23 protein-coding genes are annotated in these 24,824 nt (G+C 38.9%); 12 read left to right on the forward strand and 11 right to left on the reverse strand.

What is annotated here, in order from left to right; all coding sequences use genetic code 11:
* The first annotated feature begins 85 nt into the window (after window positions 1-85).
* The 3 genes from CYO92_RS01950 to CYO92_RS09455 all read left to right on the forward strand — a co-directional run bounded on the left by CYO92_RS01950 (window position 86) and on the right by CYO92_RS09455 (window position 4,657).
* Window positions 86-2,581, forward strand: a complete 2,496-nt coding sequence (locus CYO92_RS01950) for an HD domain-containing protein (RefSeq protein ID WP_103589501.1) — start codon at window positions 86-88, stop codon at window positions 2,579-2,581.
* Between the two features lie 3 nt (window positions 2,582-2,584).
* Window positions 2,585-4,396 carry a glutamine--fructose-6-phosphate transaminase (isomerizing) gene (gene glmS, locus CYO92_RS01955; RefSeq protein ID WP_103589502.1) on the forward strand — a complete coding sequence of 604 codons (1,812 nt, stop codon included), beginning with the start codon at window positions 2,585-2,587 and terminating at the stop codon, window positions 4,394-4,396.
* Window positions 4,397-4,531: 135 nt separating this feature from the next.
* Window positions 4,532-4,657: a hypothetical protein gene (locus tag CYO92_RS09455; RefSeq protein ID WP_258030559.1), complete on the forward strand. Its 126-nt coding sequence runs from the start codon at window positions 4,532-4,534 to the stop codon at window positions 4,655-4,657.
* A gap of 113 nt (window positions 4,658-4,770) precedes the next feature.
* Here the strand turns inward: CYO92_RS09455 and CYO92_RS01960 are convergent, their stop codons facing one another.
* On the reverse strand, window positions 4,771-5,265 hold the full coding sequence (locus CYO92_RS01960; protein ID WP_103589503.1) for a hypothetical protein: 495 nt from the start codon (window positions 5,263-5,265) through the stop codon (window positions 4,771-4,773).
* Window positions 5,266-5,276: 11 nt separating this feature from the next.
* The gene (locus tag CYO92_RS01965) at window positions 5,277-6,476 is read right to left on the reverse strand and encodes a 2,3,4,5-tetrahydropyridine-2,6-carboxylate N-succinyltransferase (protein ID WP_103589504.1); all 1,200 of its coding nucleotides are present in this window, start codon (window positions 6,474-6,476) and stop codon (window positions 5,277-5,279) included.
* Between the two features lie 161 nt (window positions 6,477-6,637).
* On the opposite strand from CYO92_RS01965, the gene CYO92_RS01970 reads away from it, so the two are divergent.
* Window positions 6,638-7,234, forward strand: coding sequence for a YagU family protein (locus CYO92_RS01970; RefSeq protein ID WP_103589505.1), 597 nt, complete (start codon window positions 6,638-6,640; stop codon window positions 7,232-7,234).
* A gap of 164 nt (window positions 7,235-7,398) precedes the next feature.
* Here CYO92_RS01970 and CYO92_RS01975 read toward each other — a convergent pair whose 3' ends face one another.
* The 6 genes from CYO92_RS01975 to thiC form a co-directional block, all read right to left on the reverse strand.
* Complete coding sequence (locus CYO92_RS01975) at window positions 7,399-7,851, reverse strand: hypothetical protein (RefSeq protein WP_103589506.1); 453 nt, start codon at window positions 7,849-7,851, stop codon at window positions 7,399-7,401.
* Between the two features lie 157 nt (window positions 7,852-8,008).
* The gene (locus CYO92_RS01980; RefSeq protein ID WP_021084217.1) at window positions 8,009-8,698 is read right to left on the reverse strand and encodes a hypothetical protein; all 690 of its coding nucleotides are present in this window, start codon (window positions 8,696-8,698) and stop codon (window positions 8,009-8,011) included.
* 102 nt (window positions 8,699-8,800) lie between these two features.
* Window positions 8,801-10,138, reverse strand: a complete 1,338-nt coding sequence (locus tag CYO92_RS01985) for a PFL family protein (protein WP_103589507.1) — start codon at window positions 10,136-10,138, stop codon at window positions 8,801-8,803.
* Between the two features lie 9 nt (window positions 10,139-10,147).
* Window positions 10,148-10,414 (reverse strand): ACT domain-containing protein, encoded by a 267-nt coding sequence (locus CYO92_RS01990; protein ID WP_021091480.1) that lies wholly within the window; start codon window positions 10,412-10,414, stop codon window positions 10,148-10,150.
* Between the two features lie 144 nt (window positions 10,415-10,558).
* A complete protein-coding gene (locus tag CYO92_RS01995; RefSeq protein WP_103589508.1) occupies window positions 10,559-11,659 on the reverse strand; it encodes an Mrp/NBP35 family ATP-binding protein in 1,101 nt (366 codons plus the stop codon).
* The gene (gene thiC, locus CYO92_RS02000) at window positions 11,653-12,951 is read right to left on the reverse strand and encodes a phosphomethylpyrimidine synthase ThiC (RefSeq protein ID WP_103589509.1); all 1,299 of its coding nucleotides are present in this window, start codon (window positions 12,949-12,951) and stop codon (window positions 11,653-11,655) included. Before thiC ends, CYO92_RS01995 begins: the two co-directional genes overlap by 7 nt.
* 147 nt (window positions 12,952-13,098) lie before the next feature.
* On the opposite strand from thiC, the gene CYO92_RS02005 reads away from it, so the two are divergent.
* Genes CYO92_RS02005 through CYO92_RS02020 form a run of 4 tightly spaced genes read left to right on the forward strand, consistent with a single transcriptional unit; the run spans window position 13,099 to window position 16,739 of the window.
* On the forward strand, window positions 13,099-14,217 hold the full coding sequence (locus tag CYO92_RS02005) for a bifunctional 2-C-methyl-D-erythritol 4-phosphate cytidylyltransferase/2-C-methyl-D-erythritol 2,4-cyclodiphosphate synthase (protein ID WP_103589510.1): 1,119 nt from the start codon (window positions 13,099-13,101) through the stop codon (window positions 14,215-14,217).
* Entirely contained in the window at window positions 14,214-15,104 is an 891-nt protein-coding gene (locus CYO92_RS02010; protein ID WP_072594670.1) for a response regulator, read from the forward strand. The genes CYO92_RS02005 and CYO92_RS02010 overlap by 4 nt, the downstream gene beginning before the upstream one ends.
* Window positions 15,082-16,263, forward strand: a complete 1,182-nt coding sequence (locus CYO92_RS02015) for a sulfate adenylyltransferase (protein ID WP_103589511.1) — start codon at window positions 15,082-15,084, stop codon at window positions 16,261-16,263. The genes CYO92_RS02010 and CYO92_RS02015 overlap by 23 nt, the downstream gene beginning before the upstream one ends.
* 8 nt (window positions 16,264-16,271) lie before the next feature.
* On the forward strand, window positions 16,272-16,739 hold the full coding sequence (locus CYO92_RS02020) for a phosphatidylglycerophosphatase A family protein (protein WP_103589512.1): 468 nt from the start codon (window positions 16,272-16,274) through the stop codon (window positions 16,737-16,739).
* 54 nt (window positions 16,740-16,793) lie between these two features.
* Here the strand turns inward: CYO92_RS02020 and CYO92_RS02025 are convergent, their stop codons facing one another.
* The 3 genes from CYO92_RS02025 to CYO92_RS02035 are packed head-to-tail and all read right to left on the reverse strand — an operon-like array spanning window position 16,794 to window position 19,128.
* On the reverse strand, window positions 16,794-17,255 hold the full coding sequence (locus CYO92_RS02025) for a response regulator (protein ID WP_103589513.1): 462 nt from the start codon (window positions 17,253-17,255) through the stop codon (window positions 16,794-16,796).
* Between the two features lie 50 nt (window positions 17,256-17,305).
* Entirely contained in the window at window positions 17,306-18,259 is a 954-nt protein-coding gene (hemH, locus tag CYO92_RS02030) for a ferrochelatase (RefSeq protein WP_103589514.1), read from the reverse strand.
* A complete protein-coding gene (locus CYO92_RS02035; RefSeq protein ID WP_103589515.1) occupies window positions 18,259-19,128 on the reverse strand; it encodes a Gfo/Idh/MocA family protein in 870 nt (289 codons plus the stop codon). The genes hemH and CYO92_RS02035 overlap by 1 nt, the downstream gene beginning before the upstream one ends.
* Window positions 19,129-19,295: 167 nt before the next feature.
* On the opposite strand from CYO92_RS02035, the gene alaS reads away from it, so the two are divergent.
* Genes alaS through CYO92_RS02055 form a run of 4 tightly spaced genes read left to right on the forward strand, consistent with a single transcriptional unit; the run spans window position 19,296 to window position 24,815 of the window.
* Window positions 19,296-21,854 (forward strand): alanine--tRNA ligase, encoded by a 2,559-nt coding sequence (alaS, locus tag CYO92_RS02040; RefSeq protein WP_103589516.1) that lies wholly within the window; start codon window positions 19,296-19,298, stop codon window positions 21,852-21,854.
* The gene (locus tag CYO92_RS02045) at window positions 21,851-22,351 is read left to right on the forward strand and encodes a 3-isopropylmalate dehydratase (protein WP_084042051.1); all 501 of its coding nucleotides are present in this window, start codon (window positions 21,851-21,853) and stop codon (window positions 22,349-22,351) included. The genes alaS and CYO92_RS02045 overlap by 4 nt, the downstream gene beginning before the upstream one ends.
* Complete coding sequence (gene maf / locus CYO92_RS02050; RefSeq protein WP_103589517.1) at window positions 22,348-22,890, forward strand: septum formation inhibitor Maf; 543 nt, start codon at window positions 22,348-22,350, stop codon at window positions 22,888-22,890. The genes CYO92_RS02045 and maf overlap by 4 nt, the downstream gene beginning before the upstream one ends.
* Window positions 22,887-24,815 carry a transglycosylase domain-containing protein gene (locus CYO92_RS02055; protein WP_103589518.1) on the forward strand — a complete coding sequence of 643 codons (1,929 nt, stop codon included), beginning with the start codon at window positions 22,887-22,889 and terminating at the stop codon, window positions 24,813-24,815. The genes maf and CYO92_RS02055 overlap by 4 nt, the downstream gene beginning before the upstream one ends.
* The last annotated feature ends 9 nt before the right edge of the window (window positions 24,816-24,824 follow it).

Below are 24,824 nucleotides of genomic sequence, written 5' to 3' on the forward strand. Positions count from 1 at the left end.
AGGCTTTATTATAGGCAAATAAAGCTTTGTTTTTGCAAAAATTATGTAACATTTGCCAAGATATTTTTAACAATGGAAACATTAAATGCTGGCTGATAAAAGTACCAAAAATAGCGACAATTATTTAAAAATTAAAGAGAAATTTCTTGATTTTAAGGCAAATTTACCAAAACATTTTCAAAAAAATCAGGGTAGAAATTTTGCAAATTTTTTAGCCAAAGAATATGATGATTTTATAAAATCTTATTTAAATGAAACTATGCGAGAATTTTTTGATGATTTTGTGCCGCAAAATGACAGCTTTGCTTTTAGTGTTTTAGCTACTGGAAAATACGCCCAAACCTTACTTAGCGCAAATAGTGAGCTTGAAATTTTACTAGTTTATAAAAATTTAAAAGGCTACAACATAAAGAATTTCTTAAAAGAATTTAGCGAAATTTTAAGTAGCTCTGGAATAAATTTTTATATAAAAAGCGTTGAAATAGATGAAATTTTTACAAATTACAAAGACGATCTCAAATTTAAAAGCGAAACATCGCAAGTCCGATATATCTGTGGTTCAAAAAGTCTCTACCGTCTAGTAAAAAGCGAGATCGTAAAATTAAAAGAATTTGATAAAAAAGCCTTTTTAAACTACCATTTAAAGGCATTTTTGCCGTTTTCTAGCATCAGCTACTTAGCCCAAGAGCCAAATCTAAAAAGTGGCTTTGGCGGGATAGATGAAATTTATCACCTAAACTGCATACTAAACTGCCTAGATAGCGACATTTCAGTTAGATCACAAGCCCTAAAAGTGATGAATGAAAAAGAGATCGCTAGCTTTAACCTAAATGTGGACTTTTTACTAAGCCTACTAACCACCTTAAATTTGACGCAAAATTCTGATACTTTTAGTGCTTCAAGCGTTGAGATCACGACAAATTTCATGCAGACAAAGTCTAAAAAGCTTCAAGATAACGAAAGCGTCATCAGCCAAAAGATGCTAAGCTCGATGAATAATGTTGCTATTTATTCAAGGTTTATCGTCGCTTCTCTTTGTAGACCACTTTTTAAAAGCGAGCTAAGCTTTGAGCAGAGAAAATTTGCAAGGCTAAAAAATGGCTTTTACGAGATAAATGGCGTTATTTACGTGCCGCTTCATAAAAAGCCAGCTCTCATTGAAAATCTAATAACCGAGCTTTTAGAACTAAAAGATGTGGATTATAAATTTGATATAAGCGCGATCTTTTACATCAAGCGAGCCATTATCACAAAAAGTGGCTTAGAGCGCGCTATCAGCGAGTTTAAGAAGATATTTTTAAGAAAAAATTCCTACGCTATTTTAAAGTCATTGCTTGATGCGCAAATGATACAAATTTTAATAAAACCAATGGAACACATTAGCCAGCTAGCTCAGTACGACGGCTATCATGAATTTACGGTCGATGAGCATAGTATTTTAAGCGTAAAATTTCTTGAAAATATAAAAGATAAATTTATAAAAAATCTCTACACCGAGCTTTGCTTGGAGGGCAAGACGATGCTAAAGATCGTGACTTTAATGCACGACGTTGGCAAGGGGCTTGGTAAAGACCACGCAAATATCGGCGCAAATATCTTTAGAGCATATGCAAACAAGCTAAATTTAAGCCAAAAGGCCGTAAATATCGGCGTCATCTTGATAAAATACCACACGCTAATGAGCAACGTCTCAAACAGAGAAGACATTTATTCCCAACGCGTTATATTTGCTTTTATCTCAAAGCTGGGCGACAAACAGGCCTTAAAGCTACTTTACATCCTTAGCTACTGCGTGATAAATGCGACAAACGAGAGGCTCTATAACGCCTATACAGCAAAGCTTTTAAGAGAGCTTTATGAAATTTCTCTTAGTGCATTTAGCGATGAAAATTTACTAGATGAAGCGACAAGGCGCGTAAAAAAAGAGCAGTCTGTAAAACGAAATAGCGAGTTTTTGGCGCTTGAATCAAGCTTGCAAGAGAAAATTTTTAAAATCACATCAAATCTTGTCTTTATAAAATATAGTGCGAGTGAGATCATAAATTTAAGCAAGGTCGCAGATAGCTTAGATGCGACAGAAATTTTTATAAATAACTCTAAAAATTTAAGCATTCAGATCTATACAAAAAAGAGTCTAAATTTAAGTGCCCTACTCTATGAATTTGCTAAATTTGACCTTGCATATATGGAAATTTTTGAGCTATTTGAGAAAAAATTTTATATCAGGCTTGATTTTAACCAAAATGTTAAAAAAGAGGAGCTTGAAATTACTAAAAATTTAGCTCTAAAATCCCTAAATAGCGAGGTTTTAAAAGAGCCTTTGAAACCAAACATTAACAAAGATGAGATAAACTTCGAGCTAAATCACTCAAAAGATTACGCCAAACTTAGCATCAACGCAAAAGATCAGCGTGGGCTAATGGCTTATGTGATGAGTGTTTTTGATAGGCTTCATTTTCAAGTCACGAGTGCTAGAATTCAAACGGTCAAAAATAGAACAAGAAATCTCTTTTTGATCGAGAAAAACGAACGACTTGAGAGTAAAGGCGAAGAGATATTAAATTTATTAATAAGTGAGTAAAACATGTGTGGAATCGTAGGATACATCGGAGATAAAGAGAAAAAAGAGGTCATTTTAAGCGGTCTAAAAGAGCTTGAGTACCGAGGATATGACAGCGCTGGTATGGCTGTGATGAGTGATGGCAAGATAGATTTTTTCAAAGCTGTTGGCAAGCTTGAAAATTTAGCCCTAAAGACAAAAGACTTTACATCAACTGGCTTTGGTGTGGCGATAGGTCACACACGCTGGGCAACTCACGGCAAACCAACTGAGATAAACGCTCACCCGCACCTTGGCGAGCACTCATTTGTCGTTCACAACGGCATCATCGAAAACTACAAAGAGCTTAAAGATGAGCTTGAAGCAAAGGGCGTGAAATTTGTCAGCCAAACCGATACTGAGGTGATCGTGCATCTTTTTGAAGAAATTTTAAAAGAGAAAAAAGACCCATTTAAAGCTTATGAGGCAACTATCGCAAAGCTTAGAGGCGCTTATGCGACACTACTTATCACCAAAACTGCACCTGATAAGATATTTTTTGCAAAAGATGCTGCTCCTATGGCGATAGGAAAGAGCGACAAAAAAGAGCTATACTTTGCTTCATCTGACGCTCCACTTATCGGCAATGCAACAGAGGTGGCATATCTTGATGACAATAATTACGGCTATGTGAGCTTAGACGAGATTGCTGTTTTTAAACACGGCAAAAAGGCTAGCATAACGTTTAATGCTTTACCAAAAGATAAGAGCTATGCCCAAAAAGAGGGATATACATTTTTCATGGAGAAAGAAATTTACGAGCAAGGTGCGGTCGTATCTGAAACCATCATGGGCAGAGTCAAAAACCACAAAGTTACCCTTGAAAATTTAGACGATGAATATCTAAAAAGTATCGATGATGTCGTACTTTGTGCGTGCGGTACGAGCTACCATGCAGCGCTTGTTGCAAGCTATCTTTTTGAAAGACTTGCCAAAGTTAGAACAAAGGTCGAAGTAGCAAGTGAATTTAGATACAGAAAGCCTTATCTAAACAAAAACTCGCTCTTCATCGTCATCTCACAAAGTGGCGAGACAGCCGATACTCTTGAGGCACTTAGGATAGCAAAAGAGGCTGGGCTTAGAACGCTTGCGATTTGCAACGTCGATAACTCATCTATCGTTAGGCTAGCTGACAATACACTTCTAACTCGTGCTGGCATCGAAAAAGGTGTGGCAAGCACAAAGGCCTTTGCAACGCAGATCATCGTGCTTTGGATGCTTGTGCTTCAAATGGCGGCAGCTAAAAATTCTATCAGCAAAAAAGAGCTTGATCACGAGATCAAAACGCTTCTTCACATTCCACAAATTTTAAATATCAATAACTCTCTTCAAGAAAAGCTTCACCGCCTAAGCAAGCACTATTTGCACGGTCATGGCTTCTTCTTCATCGGTAGAGACATCTTCTATCCGCTGGCACTTGAAGGTGCGCTAAAGCTTAAAGAAATTTCATATCTTCACGCCGAAGGCTATCCATCAGGTGAGATGAAACACGGCCCTATCGCACTTGCAGATGAGAAGCTATTTACGATCGCTTTAATGCCTCAAAATTTGTTATACGAAAAAACAAAAAGCAACGTCGAAGAGCTTGCTGCAAGAGATGCATACATCCTAGCGATAAGCCCACTTGAGTTTGAGCTAAGCGATGACTACGTAAAAACAAGCGTTCAAGATCATTATATGAGCGAATTTTTTGAGATGATGCTAGTGCTTCAGCTACTTGCACTTGAAATTTCTGTTAGGCTTGGCAACAACGTCGATATGCCAAGAAATCTTGCAAAAAGCGTAACTGTCGAATAATTTAACTAGCCAGCAAATACTGGCTAGTTAAATTTTAGTTGATATTTTGCATTAAATTTTATGAAATGCTGTTCTTGTAAGAGCGCAACCCAGCTAAAATTTATCTAGCCTTAGTTTAAATTTTTATACTTCGCCATGACAATAAAAAATGGTGGCATAGATATCATTTTTGATGTGACTAAAAAACTTAATGAGTTAAGTAAAAATGATAAGAATATCGCACTGGAGTATGTTGAAATAATGTGCGATATTGAAAATTAAAAAGTGGATATTGTCGATCTTGTTGGCATCTTCTCTTTTAAGGATAAAGGAAATGTTTAACAAAAAGTCTTTTTTCTAACCCACTAAACTAAGAAATTTAAGTCTCAAAACTCTTAAATTTTATCTTTACCTAGTATCGTTGTCAGCTGTTCTTTGATTCTATCATCAAATTCACTAACGCTTATGACACCCCTACTTTCGCACATCTTAGCGTCATTAACATCACAGTAGTCACTAAGTGCGTTTTTGTATCCGCCCCTTATGCAAGCCTCTCTGTCTTCTAAAAATCCAGCCCCACCAAGGATAAGCACGCCAAGGTCAAAACCTATCTTAAATTTCGCACTCGCTGAGCTTTTAACCCAGCTTAAAAATATCTCATCATATCTTAATCCAAGTGCTCCAACGCCATCTGGCACGACTAAGATATCCACGCCATAAAGGCTCTCTGCATAAATTTCTGGATGAAGCCTGACGCCAAATTCATCGACAACCTCAGGCTTTAGTGCGTAAGTCTTGATATTAAAATCCTCAAATTTATGCAAAAAATCATAAATTTTGGCAAAGCTTAACAAATTTATCTTGTCAAACATCAAAATGCCAACTTTCATGCTAGCTCCTTTTAATGAAGTGCCTCATTTAGCTTGATCGCCCTTTTGCTCGCACTTGCAGTGATCTGACCTGTTTGGCTATTTTGTCTAAAATGAAGTCCATTTAGACCGCCAAGCTCAAGCGCTTTGTAAATTTCAGCTTCAAATTTAAAGCTAGGATTTATCTTAGCTAGTTTTTCGCGCTCGCTGGCCGAGATATAGACCTTTGTGCCCTCGAGCACCGCTATGCCAGCATCCACGATGCAGTTATCGCCCAGTGGCACGCCAGTAACTGAGTTTGCGCCAAGCAAGCAGTGTTTGCCGATGCTTACAGGGTTGCCGTTCGTGCCACTTAGTACGCCAAGTATGCTAGCTCCGCCGCCAACGTCGCTGCCCTCGCCCACGACGACAGAGCTGCTAACCCTGCCCTCAACCATCACACCACCAGTCGTGCCTGCGTTAAAGTTGATATAAGCAGCGCCTGGCATGACGACCGTGCCAGGATGCACAGCAGCGCCCATGCGGACTTTGGCAGCGTCTAAAATTCTCGTGTTATCAGCTGGGATGATGTGACTTAGAAATCTTGGGAATTTATCCACGCTCACGATCGCTGGATACTCGCCAAACATCTTTAGAGAAATTTCATTTTCTCTTAGCCACTCAAGCTCGATCGGGATATTTTGGCTAGTCCATGCGACATTTGGTAGTACTCCAAAGGCTCCATCAAGTACGATCGTCCTAGGTGCGACCTTGCCAAGCGAGATCAAGTAGAGCTTGAGATAGACAGCCTCTACGCTAAGTGGCTTTGCGTCATCGAACAAAAATACAAGCTTAAATTTATTCTCATTTAGCTCAAGATCATCCTCAAATGCCATCTTCACAGCGTGTAAATTCTCCACATTTTTATGCGATTTTATATCTTTTTCAAAGACGCTAAAGAGCTTGCTAGCCTTTTTTGCTACCTTTGGCGTGAGATCAGTCACGAACTCGGATGCACTAAAATCAACCTCAACATCACACTTTTGCAAAGCGTAGATAAAGGCAGCTGCGCTTAAAAAGCTCTCTTTATAATTTACAACGGCGTAACTTGCTTGCAAAATTTTGTCACTATTTTTTTGTCCGCGATCGACTCTTGCGATGCCAAAAGCAACTGGATCTTTGTAGCCATCTTTTTTTCTAAATTCTTCAAAAAATTCCTTAAATTCGTTTGCGTCTTTAAACTCTTTAGACATCTATTCTCCTTTAAATTTTTTTCTTAGTCTAGCCAAAAATGGCTAAAAATTTTATGATTTTAAAGCATTTGAGCTTTGATAAATTTATAAATTATAATAATGATTAACCTTATCATAAAGAAAATAGAAATAAAATGTCGCAAATTTTACAAGGAGACAAAATGTCAAATTTAGCTACCAAACCAAAATTTGCCTTAGCTGCGCTGATCGGTTTAATCGCTGGCGTAGTTTCAGCTTTTGTTAAGTGGGGCGCAGAAGTGCCGCTTCCACCAAGAAGCCCTATGGATATGTTTAACGCTGCTTGCGGACCAGAAAGTGCCATCAGAGCGGCTGATGCGATCGACTGCTCGAGAAATTTTCTAAATCCCCCTTATGTGTTTTTAAGAGATTATGTCAGTATCACCGATCCAAACGCCGCTATATACGAGTTTGCGGGGCATGCATTTAACTACGTGATGCTAACGCACATCATCTTCTCAGTCGTCTTTGCCGTTGGCTACTGCGTCGTGGCTGAGAAATTTCCAAAGATCACGATGTGGCAAGGCGTGATGGCTGGTATCTTAGCAACTATCGCAGTTCATGGTATCTCACTGCCGCTTCTTGGCCTCACTCCGCCACTTTGGACACTTCCTTGGTATGAGTATGTCTCTGAGTTTGTGGGTCACATGGTCTGGTTTTGGTCGATAGAGATCATCCGCCACGACCTAAGAGCTAGGATCACAAAAGAAAAAGATCCAAGCGACTGCTGCAACGCTTAGCTTATAAATTTGCTGTTTTGGGCGCAAAACCTAAGGCAGCAAAATTTAATCATTTAAAAAACCCTAGCGCCTCTTGATCGCAGCCAATACCTAAAAACAAAATTTCATCATTTTTTGCAAGGCTTGAAAATCTTAACTAGCTCTTAATGTGTAAATTTAAACGTTTAGCACTCACTGCTAAGCTCTAAATTTTCTAAACAAAGCGGCTTTTCACCCTCAAAGATCACCCCTATACCGTAAGGCTCGCAGATATCAAGCTCGCCCCCTGCGAATCTCATCAACCACTGCTTATCACCAGCATAAAAGGTACATTGTGGCGAACTAAATGGCAGCTCACAAACTGGCACGTCAAGCAAGCCAAGCTCGTCCTTACTCAAAAAGCGCCCTCGCCTAAGCTCATCTTTTAAAAAGATAAGCGCCTCTTTTATGTATCGGTCGATATCTTGGGCGATTTTCTCTGCTAGTAAAGTAGTCTCATCATCCACGTCTGCCCCATCTGTGCTAACAAGGCAAAACGCTACCTGATCAAAAATTTCGCTTTTTAGCCCAGTCTCCGCATACCAGATAAAGCCATCATCTGTTGCAACTTTTTTAAGTTCGCCAAATTTCAAAGTCATTTTTTATTCTCATTTTTGTGGTTTTGCTACTCTTATGAAAAAGAGCCAAATTTAAGCAAATTTGTCGTGATTTAAAATAGAAATAGCTTGTAAATTTGCCCTTTTAACATAAAGCAAAAGCTAAATTTACAAGCAAATTTTCAGTTTTTCTCGCTATTTAGAAGCAAAATTTCTCATCAGTGCCATTTTGCTTGCGCATAGCTTTAAAGTTAGCAAGATTGTCTTTGTCTAAAAAGTAATCTTTCTCTTTTTTATTGCGCGCTTCTAGCTTTTCTATGCCTTTTGCAAGGGCTGCTTTTCTATCTTCGTGAGGCGAGCTAAATTCTGGCGAAAACATCGCTTCATAAGCATTTTTCTTAGTCCATTCAAGCGCTTTATCAGCGATCTCTTGTTGCTTTTTGATATCGCAAAATGCATAAGGATTGACCACGTCGCCAACAAGCTTCATAAACGCCCCTATCGCAGCCACCACGTCAGTAAATTTCTCGCCCTCCATGTCTATAACGCCTCTTAGCAAGATCGCGCGGTTTTTTGCCGCATAAAACCAAAATACCGCATCATCGCGAAGTCCAAGATCATAAGCGCGAGCTGAAAGGACAAAAAGAGTTATCGGAGAGACCATTTGCGGGGCGTCTTGCACGATCTTTTCAGCCTTTTTAAAGTCCTCTTCTTTGCCACTTTTTAAAAGCTCATCTATCTTGTCATAGACCTTGACATACTCCACCTTGCCAGCATTTGCTGAGTAGTAAGGCGTGACGTAGATGTCGATACTTCTTACTTTGCCATCGTTTGCAAAGCCACATACCGCTCCAAAAAGTAGCGCCGTAAGCAGTGATAAAATTTTCATTTTAGCTCCTTAGTTAAAATTTTTATTATTTTAACTAAAAGCAGTTGAAAGGTTGGAGTAAATTTGAAAGAAAGTCCGCAAATTTAAAGCGGACTTTGAAGATTAGTTTTTAAAACTATGGATAGGTGCTGGAATTTGTCCGCCACGAGCGATGAAATCGGCACTTGAGGCCTTATTTATCTTCATCACAGGCGCTCTTCCTAAAAGGCCGCCAAACTCGATCATATCGCCCTCACGTCCAAGAGGTATAATTCGAACGGCCGTTGTTTTTTGATTTATAACGCCGATAGCCGCCTCATCAGCGATCATCGCAGCTATGCTCTCGCTTGGTGTGTCAGCAGGTATAGCGATCATATCAAGACCAACCGAGCATATCGCGGTCATCGCTTCAAGTTTTTCTAAATTTAGTGAGCCAGCGCGCACCGCAGCTATCATGCCCTCATCCTCAGAAACTGGTATAAATGCACCGCTTAAGCCGCCCACTTGGTTACATGCCATTACACCACCTTTTTTGACCGCGTCATTTAGCAAAGCAAGTGCCGCAGTCGTGCCATGCGTACCAACAGCCTCAAGCCCCATCTCTTCAAGCACACGAGCTACCGAGTCGCCCACAGCTGGTGTTGGGGCAAGAGAGAGATCGACGATACCAAATTTAACCCCAAGTCGCTCGCTCGCCATTTGGCCAACTAGCTGGCCGATACGCGTGATCTTAAACGCCGTTTTTTTAACGGTCTCAGCCACCACGTCAAAGCTCTCGCCACGCACCTTTTCAAGGGCTCTTTTTACTACTCCTGGACCAGAAACGCCAACATTTATCACCACATCAGCCTCGCCCACGCCGTGAAATGCCCCAGCCATGAAAGGATTATCCTCGACTGCGTTTGCAAAGACGACAAGCTTGGCACAACCCATCCGAGATGCTGCCGCCGTCTCTTTTATAATGCGTCCCATATCACGCACTGCGCTCATATTTATGCCAGTTTTTGTTGAGCCGACATTGACACTTGCGCATACTTTTGAAGTCTGAGAAAGTGCTTGTGAGATAGAATTTATCAAAATTTCATCGCCCTTTTGATATCCCTTTTGAACTAAAGCTGAAAAACCACCTATAAAATCAATACCAACCTCAATAGCCGCCCTATCAAGCGTCTTTGCGATCATCACGTAGTCTTTTGCGTCCGTTGCGGCGCCGATTATCGAGATAGGCGTCACGCTCACTCTTTTATTGACGATTGGTATGCCTAGCTCAGCAGAAATTTCATTGCCCACTTTGACTAGGTCTTTGGCTTTAGTGGTGATTTTTGCGTAAATTTTGTCGCAAACTTTGTTTATATCAGGATCGATACAGTCAAGCAAACTAATGCCCATCGTGATCGTTCTGATGTCAAAATTTTGCTCTTCGATCATCGAGATCGTTTCGGTTACGTTTTTGATGTCCATTGTTTTTCCTTAGATTGTATGCATCGCATCAAAGATAGCGGAACTTTGGATATTTATCTTTACTTTTAGGCTCTCTCCAAGCTCGTTAAGTTCTGCTCTTAAGGCCGTAAAGTCCTTATTTTCATCACTTGAAACCACTGCCATCATCGTAAAAAACTCATCTAAAATAGTCTGTGAGATATCATCTATATTTAGTCCAAGCTCGCTAAGCTTTGCTGAGACGCCAGCAACGATGCCAACTCTATCTTTTCCGACTACGGTTACGATCGCTTTCATCTTTTCTCCTGTTAATAAATTTTTGATTTGAAGTGCATTTTGGCTCCAAAATTTAAGCCAAGCATCAAGCAAAGCTAAATTTTGGTAGCCAACTTTAAACGAACAAATTTTAAAATTTGCTCTAAATTTTATCTTTTGTAAATTTTACTTCGAGCAAGCACTCTTGCCGTCATTTACGGGCTGGATCGCTGAGTTATCAGCTCCGCCATCACTATTTATATTTTCTATCACTTCCCAAAGTCTAGCAGCCGCGCTCTCGTAGCGTTTTGCAGTGACTGAGTTTGGCTCGTAGAAGCTAACTGGCTTACCATTATCTCCACCCACGCGAACAGCTGGCTCGATAGGGATTTCAGCTAAAATTTGCGTGTTGTAAGCTTTTGCCACCTCTTCAGTCGTGCCTTTGCCAAAGATGTCATACTCTTTGCCATTATCTGGGCAGATAAAACCACTCATATTTTCGATGACGCCAGCGATTGGGATGTGGAGCTTCTCAAACATATCAAGCGCACGCTTGCTATCGTCAAGCGCTACAACTTGTGGCGTTGTGACGCAGACACCTGCCGTTACTGGTACGCTTTGAGCTAGAGTTAGCTGCGCGTCTCCCGTTCCTGGAGGCATGTCAAGAAACAAGACATCAAGCTCGCTCCAAAGCACGTCTTTTAGCAGCTGCTCGATCGCTTTCATGATCATCGAACCACGCCAGATGAGGCTCATGCCCTCTTCCATCAAAACGCCCATACTCATCATCTCAACTCCGTGGCTAAGTATCGGTTTTAGCTTGTTACCAACGACTTGTGGCTGAGTATTTACTTCGCCAAGCATTCTTGGGATATTTGGTCCGTAGATGTCAGCGTCTAAAATTCCAACCTTTTTGCCTAGTTTTGCCATTGAGATGGCTAAATTTAGAGTCGTAGTTGATTTACCAACGCCGCCTTTACCTGAGCTTACCATTACGAAATTTTTAACTTGTGGCGCGATATTTTTGCCACTTTGAGTGTTACTTTTCTCCTCAGGTATCTTTGGCTGGATCAAATTTAACACATACTCATTTGAGCCCATGACACGTTTGATGTCCGTTTTTAGCTCATTTGCCACTTCTGGGCTTGAGCTAACTATCTCGACTTCTATTGTAATTTTATCGCCGATTTCTACATTTTTTACAAAGCCAAAGCTAACTATATCTTTTTCAAAACCGGGATATATAACACCTTTTAGCCTATTTAAGACCTCTTCTTTATTTAACATTTTTCTCCTTTTTCTAGATCTTTTGAAATTTTATATGCACAAAATTTTGGTCCGCACATCGAACAAAAATGAGCGCTCTTAAACGCATCTTCTGGCAAGCTTTCATCGTGAAGCTCTCTAGCCTTTTTTGGATCAAAGCTAAGCTCAAACTGCTTGTTCCAATCAAACGCATATCTCGCATCACTCATCGCATGATCTTTTTCGATAGCTCCAGCTTTGCCAAGCGCGACGTCTGCGGCATGAGCTGCTATCTTATGGGCTACAATGCCCTCTCTTACGTCATTTTCATTTGGCAAGCCAAGGTGCTCTTTTTGTGTCACGTAGCAAAGCATGCTAGCGCCGTGATATGCTGCCATTGTGCCGCCGATCGCTGACGTGATATGATCGTATCCTGCACCTATGTCTGAGACAAGCGGCCCAAGCACGTAAAATGGGGCGTCATGGCAGAGCTCTTGTTCGATTTTCATATTATACTCAATTTGATTTAATGGCACATGACCAGGGCCCTCGATCATCACTTGCACATCTTTTTGCCACGCACGAAGCGTAAGCTCTCCAAGCACCTTTAGCTCGCTAAGCTGTGCCTCATCTGTCGCATCAAAAAGACATCCTGGGCGAAGACCGTCGCCAAGCGAGAGCGAGACGTCATATCTTGCACAAATTTCTAAAATTTCATCAAAAATTTCATAGAAAGGATTTTGTCTCTTTAGCTTTGACATATAGCTTGCACTTAAACTGCCACCGCGGCTTACTATGCCCATTTTACGCTTTTTGACAAGCGGCAAAAACTCACGCAAAAATCCAGCGTGTATCGTAAAGTAACTAACCCCTTGCTTTGCTTGCTTTTCAAGTATCTCTAAAATGAGCTCATTTGTGATATTGGTAACCTCTTTTGCCTCTTTTAAAATTTCATACATAGGCACTGTGCCAACTGGCACGCTTGAATGCTCGATGATCGCACTTCTAATAGAGTCCAAATCGCCGTCCGTACTTAGATCCATAACCGTATCAGCGCCAAATTCTAGGCAAATTTCAAGCTTTCTAAGCTCAGTACAAATATCACTACTTAAGCTTGAGTTGCCGATATTTGCATTGACCTTTGTCTTTAGCTTTCTACCTATGCCCATTGGCTTTAAATTTTTATGATTTATATTTGCTGGGATGATGATGCTACCTTTTGCCACCTCATCCATCACTAAATTTTCACTAAGCCCTTCGATCCTTGCCACATAGCTCATCTCTTGTGTTATCTCGCCGCGCCTAGCATAATACATCTGCGTCTTATCTCTCATATAAGGCCTTTTTTGATTTTTAAAAATCTCATTTTAGTCCTTTTTTGATTTAAACTAACTAAATAAGCTTTTAAAAATTTACTTTTTAAAAAGAAATTTTGAAGTTTTGAAATGTATAATTCTGTAACAATTTTCAAAGGAGTTATCTTGCTTGATATATCACTTATAATGCTTGGAGCAGGAAATTCTAGCCGTTTTGAGCTACCAGTAAAGAAGCAATGGCTTCGAATAGGAAGCGATCCACTTTGGCTATTTGCCACTAAAAATTTGAGTAACTTTTACACATTTAAAGAGATCATTGTCGTTAGCAAAGAGTGCAAATATATGTCAAAATTTGCTCCAAATTATAAATTTGTTGATGGCGGCGAAACCAGGCAAGATAGCCTAAAAAACGCACTTGAGCTAGTAAATAGTGAATTTGTCTTAGTTAGCGACATCGCGCGTCCTTGCATATCAAGCGAGCTCTTTCACAAGATCATCGAGGCGGCCGCTCAGGCTGACTGCGTGGTGCCTGCACTAAAGATCGCTGACACTGCCTATCTTGGCGAAAATGCAATAGACAGAGAAAAGGTAAAACTTATCCAAACACCGCAGCTCTCGCGCACAGCACTTCTTAAAAAGGCTCTCAGCAGCGGCGAAATTTACACAGATGATAGCTCGGCTATGAGAGCCATTGGTGCGAGCGTTTGGCAAATTTTAGGTGATGAGATGGCAAGAAAGATCACTTACAAAGAGGATCTTGCCAAAATTTCTGCTTTAAAAGAGCCAGAAAATGAAGTCTTTGTGGGAAATGGCTTTGACGTGCATGAGTTTGAAAAGGGCCGTCCTTTGATTCTTTGTGGCGAGAAGATCGACTATGAGTTTGGGCTAAAGGCTCACAGCGACGGCGACGTGGCACTTCATGCGCTAACTGACGCTATCTTGGGAGCTGCTGGACTTGGCGATATAGGCGAGCTTTTTCCTGATACGGACGCTAAATTTAAAGATATTAGCTCCATTTACTTGCTTGAGGAAGCTTACAAAAGGGTGCAAAGTGTGGGCTTTGTGCTAACAAACGCTGATATTACGATAATGGCGCAAAAACCAAAAATTTCAAAGCTAAAGTCAAAAATGGAGGCAAATATCGCAAAAGCTCTAAATTTGAGCCAAAGCCGCATAAATGTAAAAGCGACGACTACTGAAGGGCTTGGCTTTGTAGGCAGATGCGAAGGGATCGCCGTAATGGCAAGTGCAAGCCTTAAATTTTACAACTGGAAGCAAATATGAAAATTTTAATAGTAGAAAATGAAATTTACCTAGCTGGCTCAATGGCTAGTAAGCTAGCTGATTTTGGCTACGACTGCGAGATCGCTAAAAGCGTAAAAGAAGCGTTAAAGTTTGAAAATTTTGATGTAGTGTTACTTTCTACCACACTTCCAGGGCAAGATTTTTACCCTGTTATCGAAAAATTTAAAAGCTCTATCATCATTTTATTAATCGCTTATATCAACAGCGACACCGTGCTAAAGCCAATACAAGCGGGTGCGGTTGATTACATCCAAAAGCCATTTATGATAGAAGAGCTAGTTAGAAAGATAAAGCATTTTGAGGAATTTAGAAATTTCAAAAATGAGATCAAAAACTATGAAAGCTACGTAAATTACGCTTTAAAAGAGTATGAAATTTCTAGCTTTGAGGCAAAAAAGATAAAATTTCCACTGCTTTTAAAATCAAGCAAAAGCGGATACAGCGATAAATTTATATTTAGCTACGTAAAAGCTTGCAAATTACCATTTTTATTTTTAGGCAAAGCCTGTTTCTCTGAGCTTGAAAAGGCACTAGCCAAAAATGGTGATGAGCTAATCTATATGACAAATTTAGAGGAGCTAAAACAAGAAGAAAAAGAGAAAATTTTAGAAATTTGCAAAAAGAAAAAGGTTGCGATATCAACTAGCGATTTTGCACAAAAAGCACCATTTGACGAGCTTGAACTTTCAGGACGCGATAAAAATTTCAATATCGATGAGATCGTTACGATAGATGAATATATAAAGTACATAATCGTTAATTATCAAGATAAATTTCCTGATACAGAACTTAGCAAAAAGCTTGGAATTTCTAGAAAATCACTTTGGGAAAAGAGAAAGAAATATGACGTCAGCAAGAAAAAATAGTGAAATTTCTATAAATACCGAAGTTTTTGGTGCTTTGGAGCTAATAAAAAATAAAATTCTCTCAGATTATGACTCGCTGATGGACGATGAACAGATAAAAGAGGTAAGTAAGAAAGGCTATTTTAATGGTGAGCCGATGCCGTATTCTTTTGGATTTGCTCCATTTGGCGAGCTAAATCAAAATATTGCCAGCAAGCTTACTCCTGGACAAAAGGTAAATCTAAGTCTTGATGGTAAGATTGTTGGGCACATCAATGTTGCCAAGGTCTTTAAATTTGACGAGAACATGAGAGCTAAAAATATATTTTTAGCAAACGAAGCTAGCAATGATAAGGAGCTAAATTTAGGCAAATACGGCATTAGTGGCGAATTTGAGCTTTATGATGAAAGTATGCAAATAAGTAAAAATGCACTAAACGATCTAATAAAAGAAGATGGCGCTAAAAAGATAACGGCTGTCTTTTTAACGGCTGATCCATTTAATAGAGCTCACGAGCGCCTTGTTAGAATGACTATTGACAAAGCTGATTTAGTAATCATTTTTTTAATACGAACACGCGAAGAAAAGCACGTTGATTACGAGATTAGAAAGCAAGTGCTAGATTATTTTATACAAAATTATTTACCGATAAAAAAGGTCTTTGTCTTTGCTCTAAAAAATACGACTCTTTTTAGCTCACATGCAAACCCAACACTTGAGTGCATCGCTGCTTCAAGATTTGGGGCAAATAAGCTAGTCATCGGACAAAACCACTCAGGAATTGGAATGTTTTTTGATCACAATGAAGCTCATACGATTCTTGATATTTACAAAAACGACCTAAATTTAGAGGTAATCGTACTGCCAGAGCTAGTTTATTGCAATAAATGCAAGACACTAGTTAGTACCAAAAGTTGCCCGCACGGACAACATCATCAGATCAAATATCATCCAGATGTTATCAAAGAGCTGCTATTTAACGGCATTATGCCTCCAGCCATTCTTGTGAGGCCAGAAATTTCTGCACTAGTTTTAAGCAAACTCTTTACAAATCGCTTCAAAGACGTGCAAAAGCTTTGTGATGATCTTTTTGTAAATTCAGGACTACTTGAAAACAAAACTGACCGCGATTTTTACGAAGAGCTTATGAAGCTTTATCAAACATCATCGCTCACTTAAGGAAATTTATGCAAAAACTATTTTTAACTTTTTTTGGATTTGGGCTTTTGCCAAAAGCACCTGGCACTTGGGGCTCGGTGGCTGGCGCTGTGGTAGCTTATTTTGTACTTTATTTTTTATCATCAACCACGCTTTTTCTAGCTAGCATTTTGCTATTTTTGGTAAGCATTAGCGTTATAGATGATTTTGAAAAAAAGATAAATTCTCACGACGAAAGTTTTATTGTTATAGACGAAGTTGCTGGAGTTTGGCTTGCTATTGCCATTAGCGGAGCTACGATCTCTCAACTCATGCTCTCGCTTGTGCTTTTTAGAGTGCTTGATATTAAAAAGCCTTCAATAATAGGTAGGATCGACCGCAATGTAAAAGGTGGCCTTGGCGTAATGGGCGATGATATGGTAGCTGGCTTTTTTGCTGGAATAATTAGCGCAATAATATACGGGGCTGCTATAAAATTTGGCATAACTTTGCCGTAAAAAGATAGATTTTTTGGCTAAGTTATATAGGCTTAAATATCTTTTATATAAATTTTAAGCAAGTCCTAGCTCATTTAAAACAGAACTTAGATTAACCGAGTTACTACTTTTACTATTAAGATTTTTTTGCTTCTCTAGCAGAACTTGATTAGCAAGTGCTACATTTAGCTCTTTGCGGTAATCACTTAAAATTTTATCCATTATTTTAAGCAGCTCATTTTTTTGATCCTGTGTTTTTGCGGGATCATCTATGCCTAGAAGTTCTGTTAGCTCCTTTTTCTTTTGGGCTATTTTCTCTTCTATTTTATTAGAATTTAGCTCGCTTATAAAACCAACTGCACCGATTTCAGTAATCCTTTTTTTAAACTGTTCAATCTTGTCTGAAATTTTTGCATCGCTTGCGATCTTATCCATAGCAAGGCTTAAAATTTCATCAAAACTATTTTTTTTATCTTTAGTTTTGCTTGAGCCTGATTGCAATAGATAATCGATTATGTCGTTATTTTGTACCTTCATATATCTCCTTTTTACTGTATTGAGATATATTTTATAAGCAAGATTTATTCCTAAAAGTTAATCTCTTTGGCTGTTTTTGCTTTTTGTAAGATAAAACTAGCAAACTCATCACTAAAATTTGGGCACCAAACAACCTTGTAGAAGCTAAAATTTAGCTCTTTTGCGATCTTTGCATACTCAATAACTAGCTCAAAAATAGTCTCAGAGTTATCTATGCAAAAAGAGAGCGGATAGATAAGAGCCTTTTTACTCTTACACTTTGCCAAAATTTCATTTAGTGAGGGCTCTAGCCATTTTACAGGCCCAAGACGCGATTGGTAGGCTAAATTTATCTCTTTGAAGTTTAATCCGCTATCTTTTATCATTTTGCTTAGAATTTGCACATGCTCATTTATATGTTTTTCGTAGACATCGCCTTTATCAATAATTTTTTGAGGCAACGAATGAGCTGAAAAGATAAGCTCCACATCGCTTACATCTATATTATTTATGGCTTCATTTATGTGCGAGATTATGATTTTATTATAAATTTCATCATCGTAAAATGGTCCACAAAGAAAAATTTTAGCCTTTACACCTAACTCATCTTTTGCTTTTTTAAAATCATCTAAACTCGAAGTTATTGTGGTTTGTGAATGATGAGGATAAAGTGGTAAAAGCACTATCTCGTCAAAATTTTCATACTTTTTAAGCACATCTTTTGCAAATGGTGAAGTATAGTTCATTGCAAAATCAACTGCATCAAACTCATTTTGTAAGCTTGAAATTTTATCGCAAAGCTTAGCTGTAAGCTCGCAAATAGGCGATTTGCCACCTATTTGTTCGTAGTTATGCTTAGCCGTTTTTAGCCTACCTTTTGTGATCATAAAAGCTACAAATTTTCTTAAAAATTTATTCTTTATACCCAAAATATAAGGGTCGTTAAACATATTTTTTAGAAAAATTTCTACATCAGCAAGGCTATTTGCCCCACCCATATTCAAAAGCAAAAGTGCCTTTTTCATCAAAATAGCTCTTTGATTTTTATCGCATCATCAATGCTTGAAAGCTCGCTACTTTCGCCGCTTTGACAAAGATCATAAAAGGCATCATATTGGGCTTTTATTTCATTGTTTAAAGGATCGGTTTTTAAATTCATCTGACCATTTTCATTTACTCTGTGAAGTTTGTAATCAATAAGATCGCCAAAATAAACACCTTCTTTGGCATTTACTTCTATTTTAAAACGTTCTAATGAACCACAAAAAGAATCAGTAATACTCACCAAAATTTGATTTTTCATTTTAATGTTTATTCCAACATTGTCGCATATTTTGGTGTTTGTTTTATTTGCCTGAGTATAAAAAAAGCTGCAAATTTCACTATCTACTAAATTTTTCGCAAGGTCTATATCGCAAAGTGAAAGCTCATTTATAATATTTCCCTCACAAAGTGGTCTAAAATGCGCAATTGAAATGCTATAAATTTCTTCTTCTTTTAAAAGTGCCTTTTTTAATGAAACAATGGTTGGGTTAAAACGCTCATCAACGCCGGTGCAAACTCTTACTTTATTTACTACCGACGCATATTTTATCTCTTTTAGCTCGCTTACACTTTTAAATATTGGCCTTGAAATCAAGATATTTTGGCAATATTTTGCACACTGACAAAAGGCCTCTACAATCTCATGTTGAGGCAAACAAAGTACGACAGCTTGTGGCTGGGCTACTTCTATAAATTTCTTAAACTCATCAAAAAACGGAGCTCTGCAAGCATCATCTCTATTTTCTTTATCAAAAACTCCACAAACTTCAAATTTGTCAGAACGCCTCAGCTCCATATAGTGCCGCTTGCCAACTAGATTGTATCCAACAATGCCAATTTTGAGTTTCACTAAAGACCTTTTAGTTATAAATTTTTAGGCTATTTTAATTGCAAATCGCTTTTAAACAAATAAATTTATAAAATATATTAAGCAAAAATTAATTTTGTATTTTTTTATAAATTTACAAACGATTTTTAGCTAAAATCGAGCAAAATTTAAAACTAACGAGGATAAAAATGCAAAATTTAGATATAAGAAAGGCATATCTTGATTTTTTTAAATCAAAAGGTCACGAAGTCGTAGCTTCAGCACCGCTCGTGCCAAACGATGCAACACTACTTTTTACAAACGCCGGTATGGTACCGTTTAAGAGCATTTTCACAGGCGAAGTGCCACGCCCAACACCACCTATCCGCACTAGCTGTCAGACCTGCATAAGAGCTGGTGGTAAGCACAACGACCTTGATAATGTCGGCTACACGGCGCGCCACCACACATTTTTTGAAATGCTAGGAAATTTTAGCTTTGGCGAATACTTCAAAAAAGAGGCGATCGCTTACGCTTGGGAATTTGTCACAGAGGTGCTAAAACTACCAAAAGATAAGCTTTATGTAACCGTTCATGAAAGCGACGATGAGGCGTTTGAAATTTGGAGCACTCACATCGCAAAAGAGAGAATTTACCGCTTTGGCGATCACGATAACTTCTGGCAGATGGGAGATACTGGACCATGTGGTCCTTGTAGTGAAATTTTTTACGATCAAGGAGCTGAACACTTCAATACACCTGAAGACTACATGGGCGGCGATGGAGATAGATTTTTAGAGATCTGGAACCTTGTTTTCATGCAGTATGAAAGAAGCGCCGATGGCAAACTAAGCCCATTACCAAAGCCAAGCATCGATACTGGCATGGGACTTGAGCGCGTTACTGCTATCTTGCAAGATAAATTTAGCAACTACGACAGCACACTTTTTATGCCGCTCATAAACGAAGTAGCAAAGCTTTGCGGCAAGCCATACGTCTATGAAAGTGGCGCTAGCTACCGCGTCATAAGCGATCACATCCGCTCGGTTACATTTTTGCTAGCTCAGGGCACGACATTTGATAAAGAGGGCCGTGGCTACGTGCTTCGCCGCATCTTGCGCCGTGCGATCCGCCATGGATACTTGCTAGGCATAAAAGAGCCATTTATGTATAAGCTTGTCGATAAAGTTTGCGAGCTAATGGGAGAGCACTACACCTATCTAAATGAGAAAAAAGCGGCTGTAAAAGAGCAGATCAAGCTTGAAGAAGAGAGATTTTTGGCGACAATCGCTAGTGGCTTAGAGCTATTTGAGAGCGAGCTTAAAAATACAAAAGAAATTTTTAGCGGAGAGGCTGCGTTTAAGCTTTACGATACGTTCGGATTTCCGCTAGATCTCACGGCCGACATGCTACGCGAAAAAGGACTCAAAGTCGATGAAGCAAGGTTTGATGAGCTTATGAGCGAGCAAAAAGCACGTGCAAAAGCTGCTTGGAAAGGCAGTGGCGACAAGAGTGCGAAGGGCGATTTTAAAGAGCTACTTGAAAAATTTGGCGAGAATAAATTTATAGGCTACGAAGAGCTTAAGAGCAAAAGCAAAATTTTAGCCCTGCTTGATGAAGAATTTAAAAATGTAGATAGTTTAGATGCTGGCAAAGAGGGTTGGGTGATGTTTGATGTCACTCCATTTTACGCTCAAAGTGGCGGCCAGTGCGGCGATAGCGGTAAGATAGTGGGCAAAGCAAATGTGCTTGATACGCAAAAATTTCATGGACTAAATTTATCTTTAGTAAAAACTAATGCAGCGCTAAAAGTTGATGACGAAGTAGAGCTTGAAGTTGGCAGTGATAGAGCCCAGATCGCACGTCACCACAGCGCCACACACTTGCTTCATGCAGCCCTTAGAAACGTGCTTGGCACGCACATCGCTCAAGCTGGCTCAAATGTCGAGGCAGATAGGCTAAGGTTTGACTTCTCACATCCAAAGGCACTTACTAGCGAAGAAATTTCAAAGATCGAAAACCTTGTAAATGAGTGGATCTTAGACGGTGCAAATGCAAAAACGCAGGTTATGGAGCTTGAAGAGGCCAAAAAAAGCGGAGCGATCGCGCTATTTAACGAAAAATATGCCGACAAAGTAAGAGTTGTGAGCTTTGGCGACATCAGCAAAGAGCTTTGCGGCGGCACACACGTAAAAAATATAAATGAGATCGGATTGTTTTTCATCACAAAAGAGAGTGGCGTAAGTGCTGGCGTTAGGCGTATCGAGGCTGTTTGCTCAAGAGCTGCGCTAAATTTAGCAAAGTCATTTAGAGCTGAGATTGATGAGTTAAAAGATGAGCTAAAGAGCACCGAGCCAATAAATGCGGTCAAAAAGCTAAAAAATGAACTAAGAGTTTTAAAAGACAAACTAAAAAATGCTAAAAATTCTCATGAGCTAGTCTATTTAGATATAAATAAAACCAAACTTTGCGTCACAAGCGTAGATGGTGGAGATATAAAAACTTTAATAGATGAGTTTAAAAACGAGCATGAAAGTGCTGCTATTTTACTGATCCAAACAGATGAAGAGGGTAAAATTTCTCTTGCAGCTGGCGTTAAAAATGCTCCTTTAAAAGCAGGTGCTTGGGTAAAATTTGCAGCGCAAATCCTAGGTGGCAATGGCGGTGGCAAAGATGACTTTGCAACAGCCGGTGGCAAAGATGCATCAATGATAGAAGATGCGATAAAAGATTCACTTGAGTATGCAAGGCAAGCTTTAGAAAAATGAGTCATTACGATATAGCTTTTATAAAATTTGACCAAGTAGTACTATTTTTGCATGTGTGCTTTGTAGCTCTTTTTGTGGGGCTACAAGCCGGTCTTGTACTTGTTGGAAGCTACTTTATAAAAAATAAATTTGAAGACAAGGAACGCTATCACATCTTACTTCACATTATAAGACGCTTTGGCATTGCGATTTTTATACTAATCCTTTGCGTAATAGCGACAAGTGTGGTTATAATTTTTGGATTTTATGATGCAAATTTGACAAATCCTATGGCAAGTGCGATGGTAGCAACAAAATGCGCAATAGAACTATTTTTGCTATTAAATTTAAGCTATATATTTTATAGATACAAAAAGGCCTTAAAAGCACTAAGATCGCATGAAATGATCGAGCTAAACGAAAGTTTGATCGTTATAATTTATTATTTTACACCGCTAAATTTATTAGCTTCTCTAGCAGCCATTTATCTTGGCATAAGCTATAAGGTATTTTTATGATAATACTCGCTTCAAGCTCGCCAACAAGGGCAAATTTATTAAAAGATGCTGGTATAAATTTCACTCAAATTTCTTTCCAGTTTGACGAGAGCAAGATAGAAAAAAATGTAAAGCCTGAAATTTATGTCCAAAATGTCGTAAAAGCTAAAAAAGAGCAATTTTTAAAAGAAAACATGGGTCTTAAAAATTTACTCTTTGCAGATAGCTGTGTGGCGTGTGGAGATAAAATTTTAGGTAAAGCAAAGGACGAAAAAGAAGCGATTGCCATGCTAAATTTACAAAGCGGTAACGAATGCAGCGTCTATACGGCGATGATATTTTTAGGCGAATTTGAGCTTATAAACGTAAGTAGGACTACGTATAAATTTAAAAAATTTGACGAGCATGACCTTAATGAATACATAAAAAATAATGAGTGGCAAGGCAAGGCTGGAGCCATGACGATAGAAAATTTTAATAAAAAATACATCACCTCCCAGCACGGCGAGACCAGCACAGCAATGGGACTAAATTTAAAAATATTAAAGGCATTTTTATGAAATATATCTTGGCATTTATCTTTATAGTTGCCATTTCGCTTGGCGGAGCATTTTTATATTTTTATTCACAAGTTAGATTTGATGCTTACGCTATTATTGATTATAAACCAAAGCTTACAACGCAAATTTTTGATAGAAATAACGAACTCATCGCGAATATCTTTGAAGAAAATAGAATTTACGTAAAATATAACGATATCCCACCGCGTGTCATCGAAGCACTGGTAGCTATCGAAGACACGAGCTACTTTGAGCATGGTGGCATAAACGTAGAAGCTATGGCAAGAGCTGCCATAAAAGATATTAAAGCTAGAAAGCTGGTCGAGGGTGCTTCAACACTAACACAACAGCTCATTAAAAATTTGGCTCTAAGCCGTGAGAAGAAATTTACAAGAAAGATAAAAGAGATCGTGCTTGCTATGAAGCTTGAAAGCGAGCTTAGCAAAGAAGACATCATCGAAAGATACCTAAATCACGTCTATTTTGGACATGGCTACTACGGAATAAAAACAGCAGCTGAGGGATATTTTAGAAAAGAGCTAAATGAGCTAAGCATAAAAGAGGTTGCCATGCTAGTTGGCTTGCCAAAGGCTCCAAGCACCTATGATCCTACAAAGCACCTTGACTTGTCGCTTAGCCGTGCAAATAGAGTACTTGAGAGAATGTATAGCATCGGCTGGCTAAACGAGGATGAGTACCGCAAGGGCGTGCTTGAAGAGCCAGCGGTCTTTGACGATACACTCACAAGAAATAAAGCCCCTTACGTAGTCGATGAGATAATAAAAGAGGCTTCAAAGAAATTTGACGATATAAAAACTGGTGGCTATAAGATACAAAGCACAGTTGATCTAAATGTCCAAAAGATCGCTCAAGAAGCTCTAGCCTATGGCTACAATGAAATTTTAAAGCGCGATAAAAAAGCAAATGCAGAAATCCTAAATGGAGCTATAGTAGTCACTCATCCACAAAGTGGTCAAATTTTAGCTCTAATTGGCGGTATTGACTACGCAAAAAGCAGTTATAACCGTGCCACTCAAAGCAAGCGCCAGCCAGGATCTAGCTTTAAGCCGTTTATATACCAAATCGCTCTTGATAGTGGCTACTCAGTCGTTTCTCAAGTGGCTGATATCGCCAGGACATTTGATATGGGAAATGGCAAAGAGTGGACACCAAAGAATTATAGTGGCGGTTTTCAAGGCTATATCACTATAAAATCAGCCATAACCCAGTCGCGCAACCTCGCAACCATAAATTTGCTAAACGATCTTGGTCTTAGCTCGGTTCGTAAACAGCTTACAGATATGGGCTTTAACGATATCCCAGAAAATTTATCTATTGCACTTGGAAGTTTTGGGATTTCGCCACTTGATTTCGCAAAATTTTACTCGATGTTCCCAAATGAGGGCGAGATGGTTGAGCCGACACTTATTAAGCATATAGAAAATAGCTTTGGGACTTCGATGGACTATGAACCACAAAAGAAGCAGGTGCTAAAACCAGAACAAGCATTTTTGATGACGACACTTCTTCAAAATGTCGTAAATAACGGCACTGGACGCAACGCAAAAATAAATGGCATCCAAATAGCAGGCAAAACCGGCACAACAAATAATAACATCGATGCTTGGTTTTGTGGTTACTCACCTGATATCGAAGCGATAATCTGGTACGGAAATGACGACAACAGCCCTATGAAAAAGATTGAAGGCGGTGGTAGAACAGCCGCACCTGTGTTTAAGAAATTTATGGAAGGCTACATTAAGCTTTATCCTACTTTAAGACGTACATTTGAGCAGCCAGACGGTGTTTATAAAGGCTATTATGGAGGCAGTGACGAATACTACACAAACGACTCACCACTACCTCAAAATATACCGGCAAATGACATCATACAAGATCAAGAAAATGATGGATTATTATTCTAGGAAGATAAG

This window comes from Campylobacter concisus (assembly GCF_002913715.1).
Taxonomy (GTDB): Bacteria; Campylobacterota; Campylobacteria; order Campylobacterales; family Campylobacteraceae; genus Campylobacter_A; species Campylobacter_A concisus_AG.